The 16,837-nt window shown below is 67.6% G+C and carries 15 protein-coding genes; 6 read left to right on the top strand and 9 right to left on the bottom strand.

Annotated features, from left to right (window positions below):
* The 3 genes from TSO221_RS31440 to TSO221_RS31430 all read right to left on the bottom strand — a co-directional run.
* On the bottom strand, positions 1-568 hold a 568-nt coding region (locus TSO221_RS31440; RefSeq protein WP_247878356.1), incomplete at its 3' end, for a carboxymuconolactone decarboxylase family protein.
* Between the two features lie 275 nt (positions 569-843).
* The gene (locus TSO221_RS31435) at positions 844-1,842 is read right to left on the bottom strand and encodes an NAD(P)-dependent alcohol dehydrogenase (RefSeq protein ID WP_282187855.1); all 999 of its coding nucleotides are present in this window, start codon (positions 1,840-1,842) and stop codon (positions 844-846) included.
* Positions 1,843-2,123: 281 nt separating this feature from the next.
* The gene (locus tag TSO221_RS31430; protein WP_109122432.1) at positions 2,124-3,131 is read right to left on the bottom strand and encodes an NAD(P)-dependent alcohol dehydrogenase; all 1,008 of its coding nucleotides are present in this window, start codon (positions 3,129-3,131) and stop codon (positions 2,124-2,126) included.
* A 103-nt stretch (positions 3,132-3,234) separates the two neighbouring features.
* Here TSO221_RS31430 and TSO221_RS31425 point away from each other — a divergent pair, with 103 nt between their 5' ends.
* The gene (locus TSO221_RS31425; protein ID WP_109122427.1) at positions 3,235-4,167 is read left to right on the top strand and encodes a LysR substrate-binding domain-containing protein; all 933 of its coding nucleotides are present in this window, start codon (positions 3,235-3,237) and stop codon (positions 4,165-4,167) included.
* A gap of 27 nt (positions 4,168-4,194) precedes the next feature.
* On the opposite strand, the gene TSO221_RS31420 is transcribed toward TSO221_RS31425, so the two are convergent.
* Positions 4,195-5,394: an MFS transporter gene (locus TSO221_RS31420; RefSeq protein WP_109122426.1), complete on the bottom strand. Its 1,200-nt coding sequence runs from the start codon at positions 5,392-5,394 to the stop codon at positions 4,195-4,197.
* Positions 5,395-5,739: 345 nt separating this feature from the next.
* On the opposite strand from TSO221_RS31420, the gene TSO221_RS31415 reads away from it, so the two are divergent.
* From TSO221_RS31415 to TSO221_RS31395, 5 genes are all read left to right on the top strand, one after another.
* Positions 5,740-6,633 carry a LysR family transcriptional regulator gene (locus tag TSO221_RS31415; RefSeq protein ID WP_109122425.1) on the top strand — a complete coding sequence of 298 codons (894 nt, stop codon included), beginning with the start codon at positions 5,740-5,742 and terminating at the stop codon, positions 6,631-6,633.
* A gap of 107 nt (positions 6,634-6,740) precedes the next feature.
* A complete protein-coding gene (locus TSO221_RS31410; protein WP_247878355.1) occupies positions 6,741-8,891 on the top strand; it encodes a molybdopterin cofactor-binding domain-containing protein in 2,151 nt (716 codons plus the stop codon).
* A 53-nt stretch (positions 8,892-8,944) separates the two neighbouring features.
* Positions 8,945-9,676: a RibD family protein gene (locus tag TSO221_RS31405; protein WP_109122423.1), complete on the top strand. Its 732-nt coding sequence runs from the start codon at positions 8,945-8,947 to the stop codon at positions 9,674-9,676.
* A 6-nt stretch (positions 9,677-9,682) separates the two neighbouring features.
* Positions 9,683-10,138 (top strand): cyclophilin-like fold protein, encoded by a 456-nt coding sequence (locus tag TSO221_RS31400; RefSeq protein ID WP_199229712.1) that lies wholly within the window; start codon positions 9,683-9,685, stop codon positions 10,136-10,138.
* Between the two features lie 465 nt (positions 10,139-10,603).
* Complete coding sequence (locus TSO221_RS31395; RefSeq protein ID WP_109122422.1) at positions 10,604-10,870, top strand: AlpA family phage regulatory protein; 267 nt, start codon at positions 10,604-10,606, stop codon at positions 10,868-10,870.
* On the opposite strand, the gene TSO221_RS31390 is transcribed toward TSO221_RS31395, so the two are convergent.
* The 5 genes from TSO221_RS31390 to TSO221_RS31370 all read right to left on the bottom strand — a co-directional run bounded on the left by TSO221_RS31390 (position 10,854) and on the right by TSO221_RS31370 (position 16,728).
* A complete protein-coding gene (locus TSO221_RS31390) occupies positions 10,854-12,107 on the bottom strand; it encodes a site-specific integrase (RefSeq protein ID WP_109122421.1) in 1,254 nt (417 codons plus the stop codon). The genes TSO221_RS31395 and TSO221_RS31390 overlap by 17 nt on opposite strands.
* A gap of 296 nt (positions 12,108-12,403) precedes the next feature.
* Positions 12,404-13,954, bottom strand: coding sequence for a glutamine-hydrolyzing GMP synthase (gene guaA / locus TSO221_RS31385; protein WP_109122420.1), 1,551 nt, complete (start codon positions 13,952-13,954; stop codon positions 12,404-12,406).
* A gap of 72 nt (positions 13,955-14,026) precedes the next feature.
* Positions 14,027-14,566, bottom strand: a complete 540-nt coding sequence (locus TSO221_RS31380) for a GNAT family N-acetyltransferase (protein ID WP_247878354.1) — start codon at positions 14,564-14,566, stop codon at positions 14,027-14,029.
* A 66-nt stretch (positions 14,567-14,632) separates the two neighbouring features.
* Complete coding sequence (locus TSO221_RS31375) at positions 14,633-15,112, bottom strand: cupin domain-containing protein (RefSeq protein WP_109122419.1); 480 nt, start codon at positions 15,110-15,112, stop codon at positions 14,633-14,635.
* 125 nt (positions 15,113-15,237) lie between these two features.
* Positions 15,238-16,728 carry a lipopolysaccharide biosynthesis protein gene (locus TSO221_RS31370; protein ID WP_109122418.1) on the bottom strand — a complete coding sequence of 497 codons (1,491 nt, stop codon included), beginning with the start codon at positions 16,726-16,728 and terminating at the stop codon, positions 15,238-15,240.
* Positions 16,729-16,837: the final 109 nt, after the last annotated feature.

Raw genomic sequence — 16,837 nt, 5'->3', positions numbered from 1 at the left:
TGTCCATCGCCCGGTTGAGGTGGTAGGGGATCTGCGCGACCTGCCCCGAGGCGACCAGGGCGCTGACGGTGACCAGGCTGCGGTCGCGCGGCGCCAGATCCGGACGCAGCCAGAGGTCGCGGAACAGCACGTCGGTCGTGTACTGCACCATGCCCGGCGCCACCGCGCCGAAATTCTGCGCCACGCCCGTGGCGCGGCGCGCCTCGGTGGTCTCGTCGAGGGGAAGCGGCGTGGGCGTGGCCGGCGGAAGCTGGTCGGCGGCGATGCGGCGCTGGGCGAACACGTCCTTGGTGACCGCCACCGCCGCCATGGCGTTCGCCCAGCCGGAATAGAAGGCGAGGTGGGTGACGATCTCGGACAGCTCACCGGGCTTGACGCCGTTGTCGAGCGCCAGGGTGACGTGACGCGGCATCTCGACCGTCTGGTTGCGCGCGATGAGTGCCGCCACCGTGACGATGCTGCGGTCGCGCGGGGAGAGGCCGGGACGCTTCCACAGATCCCCCTGGATGGTGCCTTGCGCGAACCTTTCCAGTGCCGGGGATACTGACCGCACATCGTCGAGCGTCACGGACCTGAAAGCCGGTGAGGACGACGCCTGCCCCGCATGGGCCAAGGACGAGGCGAACAACGTGAGCGACGCAAGCGTCGCGGCGAGCGCTTTCATGTTTGATCTCCGTTCGGTCACGGTTCCAACGTGCGGAAGCGCAGGCGCGCCTTCCGCGGCCGCTGTCAGATTGCACGGAGGGGGCGGCTTTATGAGAGGGCGCCGGGCGATAGCCCTTATCGAGACGGCTCATCAATGAGCCCTCGCCCGGCGCACGGGTGACCGGGCCGCCCGTGCCGTCAGAAGGCCAGGGAGGCGGTGTCGATCACGAAGCGGTACTTCACGTCGCCCTTCAGCATGCGCTCGTAGGCCCCGTTGATCTGCTCGGCGCGGATCGTCTCGATGTCGGAGACGATGCCGTGCTCGGCGCAGAAGTCGAGCATCTCCTGGGTCTCCGGGATGCCGCCGATCATCGAGCCGGCGATTGAGCGGCGCTTGGTGATCAGGGTGAACACCTCGGGCGAGGGATGCGGCGAGGCCGGCGCACCCACCAGCACCATCGTCCCGTCCCGCTTCAACAGCGTTGTGAAGGCGTCGAGATCGTGCGGGGCGGCCACCGTGTTGACGATCAGGTCGAAGCTCTTGGCGTGCGCCGCCATCTCGTCGGGGTTGCGCGACACCACGACATCGTCGGCGCCCAGTGCCTTGGCGTCCGCGCGCTTGGATTCCGAGGTGGTGAAGGCGATGACATGCGCGCCCATCGCGTGGGCGATCTTGATGCCCATATGGCCGAGACCGCCGATGCCGACCACGCCGACCGTCTTGCCCGGACCGGCCTTCCAATGCTTCAGCGGCGAATAGGTGGTGATGCCGGCGCACAGCAGCGGCGCCACCGCGGCGAGTTGCTCCTCCGGGTGCCTGATCCGCAGCACGTAGCGCTCGTGCACCACGATCCGCTGCGAATAGCCGCCCAGCGTGTGGCCGGGCGCGTCGGGGGTCGGGAAATTGTAGGTGCCGACCATGCCGTCGCAGTAGTTCTCCAGCCCGTCCCCGCAATCCTCGCAGTGCCGGCAACTGTCAACGATGCAGCCGACGCCGACGAGATCGCCCGCGCGGAAGCCTGCCACATGCGCGCCGACCGCCGAGACGCGCCCGACGATCTCGTGGCCGGGCACGCAGGGCCACTGCGTGCCGGCCCATTCCGCGCGCGCCTGATGCAGGTCCGAATGGCAGATGCCGCAATAGGCGATCTCGATCTGGACGTCGTGCGGGCCGGGAGCCCGCCGCGTGATCTCCATCGGTTCAAGGGGCTTGTCGCCGGCGTAGGTGCCGTAGGCTTTGACGGTCATCGAAACGCTCCTTCATCCTTGTGCCGCTCTCAAGGCGCCAAGGCAGAACACCAATCCGGTGAGTGTAGCGGGCGTCGGCAGGCCCGATTAGACGTCATCGACCGCATGGTGTTATGAACTGCATTCATCAATGCCACTCGAAGGCCAGCCATGATCGGGAGACCGGCAGCGGGATCGCCGCCGGTTTCCTCTGTGGCCGGTTTTCTCTGCAGTTGGAGTCCGCCGGGCCGTCAGCCGACCTCGACGACGATCTTGCCGAAGGGGCCGCAGTCGAGATGGTCGAGCGCCTCCGGCAGCGCGTCCATGGCGTAGCGCCGGTCGATCACCGGGGAAAGGCCCGTCGCGTCCACGGCCCTGACGAGATCCTCCAAGGCGCGGCGATGTCCGACGCTGATCCCCTGCACGACCGGCGATTTCACCAGGAGGTTCAGCACCGGTCCGGAAACCTCGAAGCCTTCCAGCACGCCGATCACCGAGATGCGGCCATGGACCGCCACCGCCTCCAGCGACCGGGCGAGATGGGCGCCGCCGACGATCTCCAGGATATGGTCGATGCCGCGGTCGCCGGTGAGGCGGTGGACGGCAGCGACCCACTCCGTGCGGTCGATCGCATGGTCGGCACCGAGCGCCCTGGCGCGTTCCCGCTTCTCGCCACTGCCCGAGGTGACGAAGACCTCCGCGCCATGGGCCTTGGCGATCTGGAGGCCGAACAGGGCGACGCCGCCCGTGCCCTGGACCAGCACGCTCTCGCCGGCCCTGAGGCCGCCACGCTCGACCAGCGCGAACCAGGCCGTGAGACCGGCGCAGGGCAGCGTGCTGGCCCCGGCGGAATCGAGGCTCTTCGGTGCAGCGGCGAACCACGATTCGGGAAAGGCGACATACTCCGCCAGGACGCCCGAAAGGGCGCCGCCGAGGGCGCGGCCGGGCAGCACCCTGGCATTGCCGGCCGGCCTACCATCGATCCAACCGGGGGTGAAGGTCGAGATGACGCGGTCCCCCGTCCGGAAGCGTGTCGCACCCGCGCCGACAGCGGCGATGGTCCCGGCGAGATCCGAGGCCGGCGTGAAGGGAAAACCCACCGTCCCGCCCATGCCGTTCTCGATCATCATCTTGTCGCGGTAGTTCAACGAGACCGCCGCCACCTTGACCAGAACCTCGCCCGGACCCGGCTCGGGCACCGCCACCTCTCTCAACCGCAGACTTGCGCGCCCGAACGCGTCCATTTCCCAGCGCTTCATGATCATCGGCTCCGTTTGGGATTGTGGAAAGCCCCAGTTTGGCGTTGATGATCCGTCCCAGGTGGCGATAGATTTTCTCCTGACTGGCGCCTGTGGAGCGACAATGCCGGACAGCGACATCATGCCGGACCTGCCGGTCTTCGTGGCGGCAGCGGAAGCGGGCGGCTTCGCCGCGGCGGCGGCGCGGCTGAACCTCTCGCGTTCCGCAATCGGCAAGACGATCGCGCGTCTTGAGGGACGGCTCGGTGTCCGTCTTTTTCACCGCACGACGCGGTCGCTGACCCTGACGGAGGATGGACAGGCGTTCTTCGAACATTGCCGGCGCGCCCTGAACGAGGTTCAGGCGGCGCGCACGATGCTCGACTCCGGACGGCGCGAGGCGGCGGGGCGTCTTCGCGTTTCGGTTCCGGTGCTGTTCGGCCGGCAATGCGTCGCCCCGGTGCTGATCCGGCTTGCCGAGGCTCATCCCAAGCTGGAACTCGACATCAACTTCAGCGACCGGTTCGTCGATCTGGTGGAGGACGGCTTCGACCTCGCCGTGCGCAACGGCCCCTTGCAGAACTGGCCGGGGCTCGCGGGGCGGCGTGTCGCGTACCAGCACATGCGGGTCTGCGCCGCGCCACGCTATCTCGAAAAGCATGGCGTTCCGAGGGAGCTGCACGAACTGTCGGGGCATCGGGCGGTGCTCTACGGCCGTCCGGGCCGCGTCAAGCAATGGCTGTTTCCACAGCCGGGAGGCGCCCTGGCCGAGGCGATGCCGCCGAGCCGACTGCACTTCGACGATCTCGGCACGATCAGGGACGCGACGCTCGACGGGCATGGCCTTGCCTGGCTGCCGTGCTGGCTGGTCCGGGACGATCTGGCGGCGGGACGGCTCGTGACGGTGCTCGACCATCTGCCGTCGCATGTCTTCGACAGCCATCTTCTGTGGCTGCAGACGCCCCACCTTCCGATGCGCGTCCGGCTGGCGATCGACGCCCTTGCGGCAGCGTTGCCGGAGGCCACGTCCCTGCCACCGTCCCTCCGGCCCTCCTGACGGGTGCTGGAGCGGTGGCTCTGCCGCTCAGGCCGTCCGGACACGTCCGCTGCGCGACGCCAGGACGGTCAGCAGCGCGGCGAGGACGAGCAGAAGCGCGCTGGCGCCGAAGGTGGCCCGATACCCGCTGGTGTCGAATAGAAGACCGCCGACGACCGCACCCGACGAGATCGCGAGCTGAACGACCGCCACCATGAGGCCGCCGCCCGCTTCGGCGTCCTGCGGCAGCGTCCGCGCCACCCACGTCCACCAGCCGACCGGTGCCGACGTGGCCAGCAGCCCCCAGAGGCCGAGCAGCAGCGCCGTCGCGGCACCTCCGCCACCGGCGGCGGCGAGGGCCGAGGCGATCACCGCCATCAGCGCCGGGATCATGACCAGCGTCCGGTAAAGGCCCGCCGCCTTCAGGACCCCTCCGATGAGGGTGGTGCCGAGGACGCCGGTCACCCCCATCAGCAGAAGCATGAGCGACAGCGTGGACACGTCGGCTTGGGCCGCCGTTTCGAGGAACGGCCGCAGGTAGGTGAACAGCGTGAACTGCCCCATGAAGAAGACGCCGACCGCCGCGATCCCCAGGGCCACCACGGGGCGGCCCAGCAGCCGGAAGACGCTTGCGAAGCCGGAGCGGGCTTGGATGCGCATCGACGGGAGGCTGGCCAGTTGCCAGACGAACACGATGACCGCCACCGGAACGACGAGGAAGAACGCCCCGCGCCAACCGATGAGGCCGCCGAGAAAGCTTCCCATGGGGGCGGCGACGACCGTCGCCAGGGCATTTCCGCCGTTGAGGATCGCCAAGGCCCGCGGCACGTGGCGGTCCGGCACAAGCCGCATCGCCGTTGCCGCCGACATCGACCAGAACCCGCCGATGGCGACGCCGATGAATGCCCGGCCGACCATGAACATCGCATAGTCCGGGGCGAGCGCCACGACCGTCCCCGAGACGATCATCAGGCCGGTCAGGCCCAGCAGCAACAGCTTGCGGTCGAGCCGACCGGCCAGCGGCACGATGACGAGGCTGGTCAGCACGGCGAACGCGCCGGATACGGAGATGGCCTGCCCGGCTTGGCCCTCGGTGACCCGGAGGTCCGACGCGATCGGCGTCAGCAGGCTGACCGGCATGAACTCGGAGGCGATCAGGGCGAACGCGCCGAGCGACAGCGCCAGGACGGCGCCCCACGCCGCTGGCCGTTTTTCGGCCGCGAGGCCTTCGGAGGCTTGTGCCAACATGTTCATCCTACCTTGACGCTGCAAAGGGGGGCCTGGACGGCATGCCCATCCGGCGCTGACTGTCCCAGGGAGTGTTGTGGAGCCCCCGGCGGGGAGAGCGCTGGCCGTCGCCGGCATGGCGCCGTGCGGGCAATCGCCCGCCGAACCGGTGCTGGGGATCCGTCATGCCAGAGGTAGCCGAGCCGGCCGTCAGCGACTACCGCCTCCAAAATGCATGCGGTTATGAGCGGGGCTCATCAATACGGCTCCGCACCCGTTCCGACAGCACATGGTCCCCGCCCGGCGGCTGTATCCATCTCGGATCGATCGTTACAATCGGCGTGCCTGCATGAGAGAGGTTCATGAATGCCGCGCGAGAACGTCAATGATCTCGTTGCCTTCCTGGCCGTTGCCCGGGAACGCAGCTTCACCAGGGCCGCCGCCAGAATCGGCGTCACGCAATCGGCGCTGAGCCACACCATCCGCCAACTCGAGGCCCGGCTCGGCATCCGCCTGCTCACCCGCACGACGCGCGCCGTGATCCCGACCGAGGCCGGCGAGCGGCTGCTGGAAGGCATCGGGCCGCATTTCGACGAGATCGAGGCCCAGATCGACGCGCTCAGCGCGCTGCGTGACAAGCCCGCCGGCACCATCCGCATCAACGCGCCCGACCACGCGATCAAGCATCTCCTGTGGCCGAAGCTGAGGACATTCTTGCCGCGCTACCCCGACATCAAGGTCGAACTGGTGCTCGACAACGGGCTGGCCGACATCGTCACCGAGCGTTACGACGCCGGGGTGCGCATGGGGTATCATCTGGCCAAGGACATGATCTCCGCACGGATCGGTCCCGATTTCTGCATGGCGGTCGTCGGAGCGCCGTCCTATTTCGCCGGCCGTTCGGAGCCGCTCCACCCCAAGGATCTCGTCGGCCACAGTTGCATCAACTTCCGCCTGCTGACCGGTGGCGGACTGTATGTGTGGGAGTTCGAGGAGGAGGGGCGCGAGATCAAGGTCCGCGTCGACGGCCAACTGATCTTCAGCAACATCTTCGACCTGCTCGACGCGGCCCTGGACGGCTTCGGCCTCGGCTACATTCCCGAAGACATCATCCTGCCCTACGTCGCCGACGGCCGGCTCGTGCGCGTCCTCCAGCCCTTCTCGCCCTATTGGGAGGGCTACCATCTCTACTACCCGAGCCGCCGCCAGTCCTCGCCGGCGTTCATCACGCTGGTCGAGGCGCTGCGCCACCGGTTCTGAACATCAGCCGTCGCTCGGCCCTGCTGGGCTTCGCGGCCGGGACCGTCCTCCTCGCGCTCCGCGTTCCGACGGCGGCCGCCCAGGAGAAGAAATACGGCGGTGACGCGATGGAGGGCGGGCTCAAGGACGACCCGCGCCTCTTCCTGTCCATCGCCGGGGACGGGGCAGTCACCCTGCTGTGCCATCGCGCCGAGATGGGGCAAGGGATCCGCACCAGTTGGGCCATGGTCGTGGCCGACGAGTTGGAGGCCGACCTCGCCCGCGTGACGGTGCGGCAGGCTCCCGGCGACGAGGCGCGCTTCGGCAACCAGAACACCGACGGCTCCCGCAGCATGCGCCAGCATTTCGAGCCGCTGCGCCGCATCGGCGCTGCCGCCCGCCGGATGCTGGAGCAGGAGGCGGCGGCGCGCTGGGGTGTCGCCACCGACGCCGTCCGGGCAGACAACCACGAGGTCGTGCATCCGGCGAGCGGCCGCCGCCTCGGCTTCGGGGCGCTGGCCCAGGGGGCCGCCGCCCGCGCGGTTCCGGGACGGGAGGCACTCCGCTTCAAGGCGCCCGAGCAGTTCCGCTACATCGGGCGGGACAAGGTGGCGCTCGTCGACAACCGCGACATCACGACGGGCAAGGCGGTCTACGGCATCGACGCCCGCGTCGAGGGCATGGCCTTCGCCGTCGTCGCCCGTCCTCCCGTCCTCGGCGGCAAGGTGCGGCGGTTCGACGCCGCCGCCACCCTCAAGGTTCCGGGTGTGCTGAAGATCGTCCCGATCGACGCGCCCTCGATCCCCTCGGCCTTCCAGCCGCTCGGCGGCATCGCCGTCGTCGCAGAGAACACCTTTGCCGCGATCAAAGGCCGTTCCCTTCTTCAGATCGAGTGGGACGACGGGCCGAACGGCACCTACGACTCGGCCGAATACCGCAGGACGCTGGAAGCGGCCTCGGCCAAGCCGGGCAAGGTCGTGCGCGACGAGGGCGACGCCCACGCGGCGCTGGCCGGCGCCGCCAAGCGGGTCGAGGCATCTTACTATCTTCCCCACTTGGCGCAGGCGCCGATGGAGCCGCCGACCGCCACCGCGCGCGTGACCGCCGATGCGTGCGAGATCTGGTGCAGCGTCCAGGCGCCCGAGGCCATCCGCATCGATCTGTCCAAACGGTTCGGCATCCCGCGCGACACGGTGACCGTGCACACGCTGCTGCTGGGGGGCGGCTTCGGGCGGAAGTCGAAGCCTGATTTCGCCACGGAGGCGGCCCTCCTGTCGCGGGCCATGGACGGCCGGGCCGTCAAGCTGGTCTTCACCCGCGAAGACGACATCCGGCACAGCTTCTTCCACACCGTGTCGGTCGAGCGGCTGGAGGCGGGGCTGGACCCGGCGGGCAAGCCCGTCGCCTGGCTGCACCGCACCGCGGCGCCGTCGATCACCTCCCTCTTCATGCCGGACCCCAAGCAGGAGGGTGCCTTCGAGCTTGGCATGGGCGTGGTCGATCTGCCCTTCGCGATCCCGAACGTCCGGGCCGAGAATCCCCAGGCGGCGGCCCACACCCGCATCGGCTGGTTCCGCTCGGTGTCGAACATCCCGCACGCCTTCGCGGTGCAGAGCTTCGTTGCCGAGCTGGCCGCCGCGGCCGGCCGCGATCCCAAGGACTATCTCCTGGAGCTGATCGGACCGGACCGGCTGGCCCACGGCGACCGCTGGGCGGAGGTGTGGAATTATGGAGAAGACCCGAAGCTCCATCCCTTCGACACCGGGCGGCTGCGGCGGGTGATCGAGCGGGCCGCGGGCGAAGCGGGCTGGGGACGCACGCTGCCCGCGGGGCACGGCCTCGGCATCGCTGCGCATCGCAGCTTCGTCAGCTACGCCGCGGTCGTCGTCGAGGCCGCGGTGGGGGCCGACGGAGCGCTGACCATTCCCCGTGTGGACATCGCCTTCGACTGCGGCCCGGTGATCAACCCCGACCGGGTGCGGTCGCAGCTCGAAGGGGCCGTCATCCAAGGCATTGGCCTCGCAACGGTCGGCGAGATCAGCTTCAAGAACGGCCGCACCGAACAGACCAACTTCGACGGCTACGAGCTGATGCGCATCGACGCCGCGCCGGCGGCAATCCACACGCACCTCATCGAGTCCCGCTACGACCGGCCGCTCGGAGGAGTCGGCGAGCCCGGCCTTCCTCCGGTGGCGCCAGCCCTGACCAACGCCATCTTCGCGGCAAGCGGCAAGCGGATCCGCGCGCTGCCGATCCGCGACCAGCTTGCAAAGGCATGACGCGGGCGTCTGCTCCAGCCTTCACACCACTCACCTTCGGGGATTCCTCGCCGATGCGTCCTTTCATCATCTGCCACATGGTCACCTCCATCGACGGTCGCCTTCATCCCAGCCGGTTCACGCCGGCGGCCGTGGGCGTGTCCGCCGACGTCTTGCGCGGGCATTACGAGGCGGTGGCGGGCCGCTTCGGGGCCGAGGGCTGGATCGTCGGCCGGAAGACCATGGCCGAAATGGCCAAGGGCCACGAGCGGGCCGTCGCCGATGCCCCGGCGGTGGCGCGCGAGCCCCATGTCGCCGACCAGAAAGGCCGGAGCCTTGCCATCGCCATAGATCCGGCCGGACGCGTCCATTACGGACGGGACAACATCGGCGGCGACCACGTGGTTGCGGTGCTGGGGGAGCGGGTTTCGGATTCCTACCTCGCCGAACTCCGCGAAGACGGCGTGTCCTACCTCTTCGCCGGTCCGGAGGGCGACGACCTGCCGGGTGCCATGGCCCAACTCGCCACCGTCTTCGGCGTGCGGACGCTGCTTCTCGAAGGGGGAGGCCGGATCAACGGCGCCTTCCTTCGGCATGGCCTGATCGATGAGTTCAGCACGCTGATCCACCCCGCCATCGACGGCGTGGCCGGCACGCCGAGCATCGTCGATTACGACGGTGCCGATGGCGAGCGCCCCGGCGCCGGGCAGGCGCTCCGGCTGATCGGCTGCGAGACGCTTGACGGCGGGATGGTCTGGCTGCGCCACGCGGTGGAACAGGCGCCCGGCTCGGCGGCACACGGGTGAGCAACCATGGCGATCCCGTCCTTCCAGGCATCGAAGCTCAAGGAGCGTCCCATGCGGCGTCTGTGGGGCATTGTGATCGGCTTCATGCTTCTCTCGACAGGGCACGCCATGGCTCAAGACCGCATCCTGATCTCCTCCGAATGGGGGAATGTCACAGCTGAGCTGGCCGACAACGCCGCCGTGGATGCGCTGGTGCGGATGCTGCCGATCACGATCGGGATGCGGGACCATCTGCGGCAGGAAAAGACCGGCAACTTGCCGGAGGCTCTGCCGGAAGCCCCGCGGCAACGTGATTTTTCCGCTGGAACGCTCGGCCTTTGGGGATCCGATGATTTCGTGATCTACTATCGCAGCGGTCGCGTTCCTCAGCCTGGGATCGTTATTCTCGGCACGGTGACGGGCGATGATTCGATCTTTGACTGCCCTGGTTCGATTGCCGTCCAACTCCAGCGTGTGAGGTGAGCAGCCATTCTGCTGCTGAACCCCTCACCTCTGGTATCGTTTCGCTGCCTTCAGTCGAGGCGCTGACCAACCAATGGGCTGCCTGAACGATTTGATTCGGATGGATAGAAGCGCGTCCCTGCGTGTGAATGCATCATGAGAGGGACAAAGACAAACCGCGTTATGACACGGTTTTGATGCAATTGAAGTATTTGGTTCAGGCGGTCGGAATCGAACCGACACTCCTTTCGGAACCGGATTTTGAAGCGAGTCGCGTCTATCACAGGACGAATCTGCGTTACCGTTTCTTAGCCCCTGCGGTTTTTCCAGCAGCGTCCATTGACTCCTATACCGCTCCTGGCGGCGAGGCGAAACCGGCCTATGTGTACGCTATAGCCCGATATTACCGCACCACCTGTTGAAGAATATTCTGGTGTCAGCATCTATCGCTCTCAATCACTTTTAGAATTTGTGAGGAGGTTGAGCATGGGGCAACCTGAGAAACTGGTTATCCGAAAGACCATCAGACGCCACCAACTGCGCGAGATGGTGCCGCTTGCCGACAGCACGATCTACGAAATGGAACAGCGCGGCGAATTCCCCCGGCGCTTCGCTCTCTCTCCACGCTGCATCGTTTGGGATCTTGCCGAAGTCGAGGCTTGGTTGATGGCACGCCGGACTGTACCGATTCGTCGTGCTCGACATCCCGACGTAACAAAACGCAAATCGCGTCCGGTCAGAGGGCGGGACTGAGTTCAACGAGGGGTATGGCGGGCGGCAAGAGCGTTGGGACGTGCTTTCGCCCTTCCACCCATGCGTCCACGATGTCGGCCCACTCCTGCATCATATGGCGGCGCTGGGCTTCATACTCAGCCTTGTTGTAGACGCCTCGCGACGAACGTCCGTCTTCATGCGCCAAGCACTTTTCGATCCAGTCGCGGTTGAAGCCCAACTCGTTCAGCAGCGTCGAGTCCGTCCGCCGCAGATCGTGGACCGTGAACGGCTCAAGCGGCAGCCCCTCGTTCTTCGCCTGCTCAACGACGGCATAGGTGATCCGGTTGAAGGTTGCACGCGACATCGGGGCGTCCGCATCGTACCGTGAGGGAAGCAAATATCGCGAATTGCCCGCACAGGTCTTGAGCGCGATCATGATGTCGAGGGTCTGTCGGCACAGGTAGACGTTGTGAGCCTTTGATCGCTTCATACGCTCCTTCGGGATCGTCCAGACCGCGTTCTCGAAATCGACCTCATCCCAGACGGCATCCTGCAACTCGCTCTTCCGGACCATCGTCAGGAGATAGAGCTTCATGCCCAGGCGGATCGTGGGCAGTGTTGCGACATGCTCAAGCTGCTTGAGCATGATGCGGATTTCGGCGGGGGAAAGGGCGCGATCCTTTGGCGTGAACGTGGCGATCGAGGAAGGGCCGACGTCATCGGCCGGGTTGTCCACCTTCTCGCCGTGGAGGATCGCGAAGCTGTAGATCTGCTTCAGAATATCGCGCACATGGATCGCCGTTGCCGGGGCTCCGCGTTCGACGATCTTACCGCATTGTGCGCGAAGATCGTCGGGCGTGATCTCGGTCAGCAGGCGGTTCCGCCACACAGGCAGAAGCTCACGCTCGAAAATGGAGCGACGCATCGCCCGGGTGCTGTCGGCCATCGGCGCATTGGTGAGCCACTTCTCCCCGAACTCGCCGAAGCTCTTGGCCTCCTTGAGACGGCGCTTCTCCCGTTGCTTTTCGATGGCGGGTGAACGGCCGTCGCTGACCGCTCGCCGCGCGTCCAGGCAGAGTTCGCGGGCCCGAGCGAGTGAGATTCCGTCCCGACCGTATTTGCCGAGATAGACCGTTTCGCGCCGGCCGTTCAGCCGGTAGTCGAGCCTGAACGACACCGTGCCCGACGGGTCCACGCGCACATACATGCCGTCCCTGTCGGTGACCTTATAGGTTTTGTCTTTGGGTTTCAGTGCCTTGATCGCTGCATCGGTCAGTACCCCATGTCACCTCTCAAAAAGTACCGTCAAGCGGTTTTTGGGGGCTCTCATCGGGGAAAGCGGCGTATAATCAGATGCTTACGCCATAAAAAGTGCCGTCAGGAGCCGTGCTGCTCCTGACGGCACTTTTGATTTCCGCAATCGTCAATATGGGCAAGGGCCGTCAGCCGGGCCGTCAGACGCGATCACTGCCCACCGATAGCCATCGATAGGTGATGGCAGAAAGTTTTTTCTTTATCAATTGGTTGCGGCGTATTCCGGCGTGGTTTCGGATACCCTCGGACCGGCGTGAATCACTCCCACTCGATGGTGCCGGGCGGCTTGCTCGTGATGTCGTAGGTCACCCGGTTGATGCCGCGCACCTCGTTGACGATGCGGTTGGACACGCGCGCCAGGAACTCGTGCGGGAAGGGATACCAGTCGGCGGTCATACCGTCGGTCGAGGTCACGGCGCGCAGCGCGCAGGCGTGGTCGTAGGTGCGGCCGTCGCCCATCACGCCCACCGTGCGCACCGGCAGCAGCACCACGAACGCCTGCCAGATGGCGTCGTAGAGGCCGGCGTTGCGGATCTCCTCCAGGTAGATGGTGTCCGCCTTGCGCAGAATCTCCAGCTTCTCCGGCGTGATCTCGCCGGGGACGCGGATCGCCAGGCCGGGGCCGGGGAACGGGTGGCGCTTGACGAACGCCTCGGGCAGGCCCAGCTCGCGGCCGAGCACGCGGACCTCGTCCTTGAACAGCTCGCGCAGCGGCTCGACCAGCTTGAGGTTCATGCGCTCGGGCAGGCCGCCGACGTTGTGGTGCGACTTGATGGTCACCGACGGGCCGCCGGTGAACGACACGCTCTCGATCACGTCGGGGTACAGCGTGCCCTGCGCCAGGAACGCCGCACCGCCCACCTTGTGCGCCTCGCCGTCGAAGACGTCGATGAAGGTGGCGCCGATGATCTTGCGCTTCTGCTCGGGGTCCGACACGCCCTTCAGCTTGCCGAGGAACAGCTCGGCGGCGTCCACGTGGATCAGCGGGATGTTGTAGTGGTCGCGGAACAGCGTCACCACCTCGTCCGCCTCGCCGGCGCGCATCATGCCGGTGTCGACGAAGATGCAGGTCAGCTGGTCGCCGATCGCCTCGTGGATCAGCACCGCCGCCACCGACGAATCGACGCCGCCCGACAGGCCGCAGATCACCTTGGCCGACCCGACCTGGGCACGGATCTTCTCGATGGCCTGCGCCTTGAACGCGGCCATGGTCCAGTCGCCCTTGATGCCCGCCACGCGGTGCACGAAGTTGGACAGCAGCCTGGCGCCGTGCGGGGTGTGCACCACCTCCGGGTGGAACTGCACGCCGTAGAACTGGCGGCGGTCGTCGGCGATGGCGGCGAAGGGCGCGCCCTCGCTGACGCCCACCGGGCGGAAGCCCTCGGGCAGCGCGGTGACGCGGTCGCCGTGGCTCATCCACACCTGCTCGCGCGATCCGATCTCCCACACGCCGTCGAACAGCGCGCAAGGTTCCTTGATCTCCAGGAAGGCGCGGCCGAACTCGCGGTGGTCGGAGCCGGTGACGGCGCCGCCCAGCTGGTGGCACATGGTCTGCTGGCCGTAGCAGATGCCCAGCACCGGCACGCCCTTCTGGAACACCACGTCCGGCGCGCGCGGGGCGTTCACCTCCAGCACCGAGGCCGGGCTGCCCGACAGGATGATCGCCTTCGGATCGAACGCCTCGATCCTGTCGGGCGCCATGGTGAAGGGATGGATCTCGCAGTAGACGCCGGCCTCGCGCACGCGGCGGGCGATGAGCTGGGTCACCTGGGACCCGAAATCGAGGATGAGGACGCGGTCTGCGGTCATGGGTCGGGCACGCTGTCGGTGGAAGCGTGCTAGATGCGCCCAATGGGCGGTTGGGTCAAGGGATTTGGCCCCTCAGCCCACGGCGGACTGCCCTGCAAGCGGCACGAGGTCGCGCCAGCCGTACGCCACCTCCAGGATCTCGGTACCGGCGAAGCGCCCCGGCCGGTCGGCGATGCGCACGCCGCCCAGCCGCTCGTAGAACCAGCGCGTCGGATTCGTGCTCAGGCACCACACCAGCCCGGAGCGGAACCCGCCGGCCAGCATGCGCTCGGCGCTCGCCGCCATCAGCAGCCGGCCCATGCCGCACCCCTTGGCGTCGTCGTGCAGGTAGAGCGCGTAGACCTCCCCGGCGAATCCGTCGATGCCGCGCCGCTGCGGGCCGAAGCTGCAGAAGCCGGCGACCGTCCCGTCCCCGTCCACCGCCACCACGGTGCCGCTGCCGGGGCCGCGGTCCGGCAGGCTGCCGCGCCAGCGCGCCTCGGCGCCGCGCAGCGACATGCCGGCCAGGTATTTGGCCGGCAGCATGCCGGCGTAGGTGGACTGCCAGCTCGCCACGTGCACCCGCGCGATGGCGGTGGCGTCGCCCGCCTGCGCGTCGCGGATGAGGACCAAGGCACGCTCCCGTTCCAGTTCTTCCTCTTAGAAGCTTGGAACGGGCACATGCCTTGTCCAGATGCGTTACTGCGAAGAGCCGACCTGCCGGCGCGGGTCCTCGGCCGGATCGACGTAGTTCAGGTCGAACGGCCCGACGCCGTTGATCTGCACCACCGCCTCCTGGGTGACGAAGGCATAATGCCGCGTGTTCGCTGGCATGGCGAAGAAGCCGCCGGCGGTCAGCGGCTGCACCTTGTCGCGGTCGGCGGTCTCGCCCATGCCGACGGCGAAGGTGCCGGAGAGCACGGTGACCGCCTCGTCCCTGGAATGCCAGTGCGCCGGCACCGCGTAGCCGGTCGGGAAGCGGACGCGGACCGCGAAGGGGCCGGGCTCGCCGGGCTTGCCGTAGACGACCGACCACTCCGCCCCGGCCGGCAGCGGCTTGGCGGGCTCCCACTTGACGGCGTCGGGGGTGAGGACGACGTGCCGGTCGTCCGCGGCGGCGGAAGCGGCGAGGACAAGCGCCAGGGACAGGGCCGGCAGGAACAGGAACGCACGCGGCATGGCAGGCCTCCTTCACCGGGGATCGAAAGCCGTCAAGCGTACGCCGCGTGCCGCGGGACCGTCCAACGGCACAAGGAGGCAGGGGCCGGCGCGTTCGCCACGCCCCCGCCCCTATTCGGGCGAAGTCACTCCACGGCCGGCTGCACGCGCCGCCGCCGGACGACCCCGCCGATCAGCTTGAACAGCAGCGCCCGCCCCTCCGGCCCCAGGCCGGGGCCGAACACCGCGGCGGCCATGGCGGCGGCGGTCAGCGCCACCTTGCCGGCGGTGAAGGCGGGCGCGACCTCGGCGCCGAACGCCTCCCACCCCACCGCGTGGGCGACCACCGCCGGCGCCAGGATGCCGAGCAGGCGGGCCGGGTTCAGCGGCGCCTCGCCGGGGCAAAGGCGGCGGCAGGCCCACTCGGTGACGGTGATCTGGAACAGCTCGCGCCCCAGAACCGCCACCGCCGCACCCAGCACGCCCCATTGCCACACCAGCGCCACCGCCAGCGCCGAACCGGCCGCCAGGCTGGCCGCGGAGACCCACGGCAGCACCCGCATCTGCTTGGCCTTCATCAGCGACACCTCGGAGTGCATGCGCACCCCGTGCAGCACGTAGGACAGCGTGAGGAACGGCATGCAGGCCAGCACCGGCGCGTAGTCGGCCGAAGCGATCAGGAAGAGGATCTCCGGCGTGGTCAGCGTCATGCCCAGCGCCGCGGCGGTGAGGACGACGATGAACAGGTGGAAGACGAACTCCGACTGCTCGCGGTCCTCGCCACCGTGCTGCGCCTCGAACCGGCGCACCGACCAGATCTGCAGGAACGACGCGGTCAGGAACATGTAGAGGATGGTGGACAGCCGCATGCCGAACGAGAAGACGCCGACCGCCGCCGTGGTCATCAGCACGTTGAGCAGCCAGCGCGCGACGAACTGGTTGGCGATGTCCAGCAGCGACTGCGGCATGAAGGGCAGCCCCAGCGTCACCACCCGCCTGAGGACCGCCGGCGAGAAGCCCACCCCGGTCCTCGCCAGGATCGACGCCGTCAACGACAGCCCGAGGATCGAGAACGCCACCCCGTTCGCCAGGAAGATGCCCGACACGCCGAGGTCCAGCACCAGCAGGAACAGCAGGTTCAGCCCCAGCAGCAGCACCGCCTTGGCGATGGAGACCAGCAGGCACATGCCCGATCGCTTGTGGACCCGGTAATAGGCCAGCGCCAGCTCGAACATGGTGCTCAGCGCGATGCTGGCCAGCGCCACCGCGATCACCGCAGCGAAGCCGCCGTCGCCGAACAGGCCCAGGCTGACCGCCCAGCCCGCTGGGTAGGACAGCGCCAGCAGGACCAGCGTCGCCGTGCCCAGGCCGAACATGGTGGTGCTGACCACGCGGTCGCGGTCCTTCTCCTCCGCGTGCTCGAAGTAGACGACGGTGAAGGCGTTGTTCATGCCGATCATCAGCATGACGGCGAGGATGTCGCCGACGACGCCGATCAGCGCGTAGATGCCGAACTCCGACGGCGTCAGCACCTTCGCATAGAGCGGCAGCAGCAACAGGCCGGCGGCCCGGTTGACGATGTTGGCCACCGTGTAAATCCAGCCGTGCTTCAGTATCGTTGCCGCTTCGGATGCCATCGTCGGTCCTTCACGCAATGGGAAAGGCCGGCAGCCACCCCCTTGGGATTAGCCAGCCCGGCGATCATCAGTGGATTCTTCAGCGAATGACTTGCGCTGATGATTGGGA

This window comes from Azospirillum sp. TSO22-1, assembly GCF_003116015.1.
Classification (GTDB): domain Bacteria; phylum Pseudomonadota; class Alphaproteobacteria; order Azospirillales; family Azospirillaceae; genus Azospirillum.
This window is presented reverse-complemented; position numbering and strand designations above follow the sequence as displayed.

What these genes read in the sequence shown, in the direction of transcription:
- TSO221_RS31435 (WP_282187855.1), bottom strand. Translation starts at nt 1,842, where the DNA reads ATGGAGATCACGCGGCGGGCTCCCGGCCCGCACGACGTCCAGATCGAG.
- guaA (WP_109122420.1), bottom strand. Translation starts at nt 13,954, where the DNA reads ATGACCGCAGACCGCGTCCTCATCCTCGATTTCGGGTCCCAGGTGACC.
- TSO221_RS31375 (WP_109122419.1), bottom strand. Translation starts at nt 15,112, where the DNA reads ATGCCGCGTGCGTTCCTGTTCCTGCCGGCCCTGTCCCTGGCGCTTGTC.
- TSO221_RS31425 (WP_109122427.1), top strand. Translation starts at nt 3,235, where the DNA reads ATGCCGGACAGCGACATCATGCCGGACCTGCCGGTCTTCGTGGCGGCA.
- TSO221_RS31410 (WP_247878355.1), top strand. Translation starts at nt 6,741, where the DNA reads ATGGAGGGCGGGCTCAAGGACGACCCGCGCCTCTTCCTGTCCATCGCC.
- TSO221_RS31395 (WP_109122422.1), top strand. Translation starts at nt 10,604, where the DNA reads ATGGGGCAACCTGAGAAACTGGTTATCCGAAAGACCATCAGACGCCAC.
- TSO221_RS31405 (WP_109122423.1), top strand. Translation starts at nt 8,945, where the DNA reads ATGCGTCCTTTCATCATCTGCCACATGGTCACCTCCATCGACGGTCGC.
- TSO221_RS31370 (WP_109122418.1), bottom strand. Translation starts at nt 16,728, where the DNA reads ATGGCATCCGAAGCGGCAACGATACTGAAGCACGGCTGGATTTACACG.
- TSO221_RS31415 (WP_109122425.1), top strand. Translation starts at nt 5,740, where the DNA reads ATGCCGCGCGAGAACGTCAATGATCTCGTTGCCTTCCTGGCCGTTGCC.
- TSO221_RS31430 (WP_109122432.1), bottom strand. Translation starts at nt 3,131, where the DNA reads ATGAAGCGCTGGGAAATGGACGCGTTCGGGCGCGCAAGTCTGCGGTTG.
- TSO221_RS31400 (WP_199229712.1), top strand. Translation starts at nt 9,683, where the DNA reads ATGGCGATCCCGTCCTTCCAGGCATCGAAGCTCAAGGAGCGTCCCATG.
- TSO221_RS31420 (WP_109122426.1), bottom strand. Translation starts at nt 5,394, where the DNA reads ATGTTGGCACAAGCCTCCGAAGGCCTCGCGGCCGAAAAACGGCCAGCG.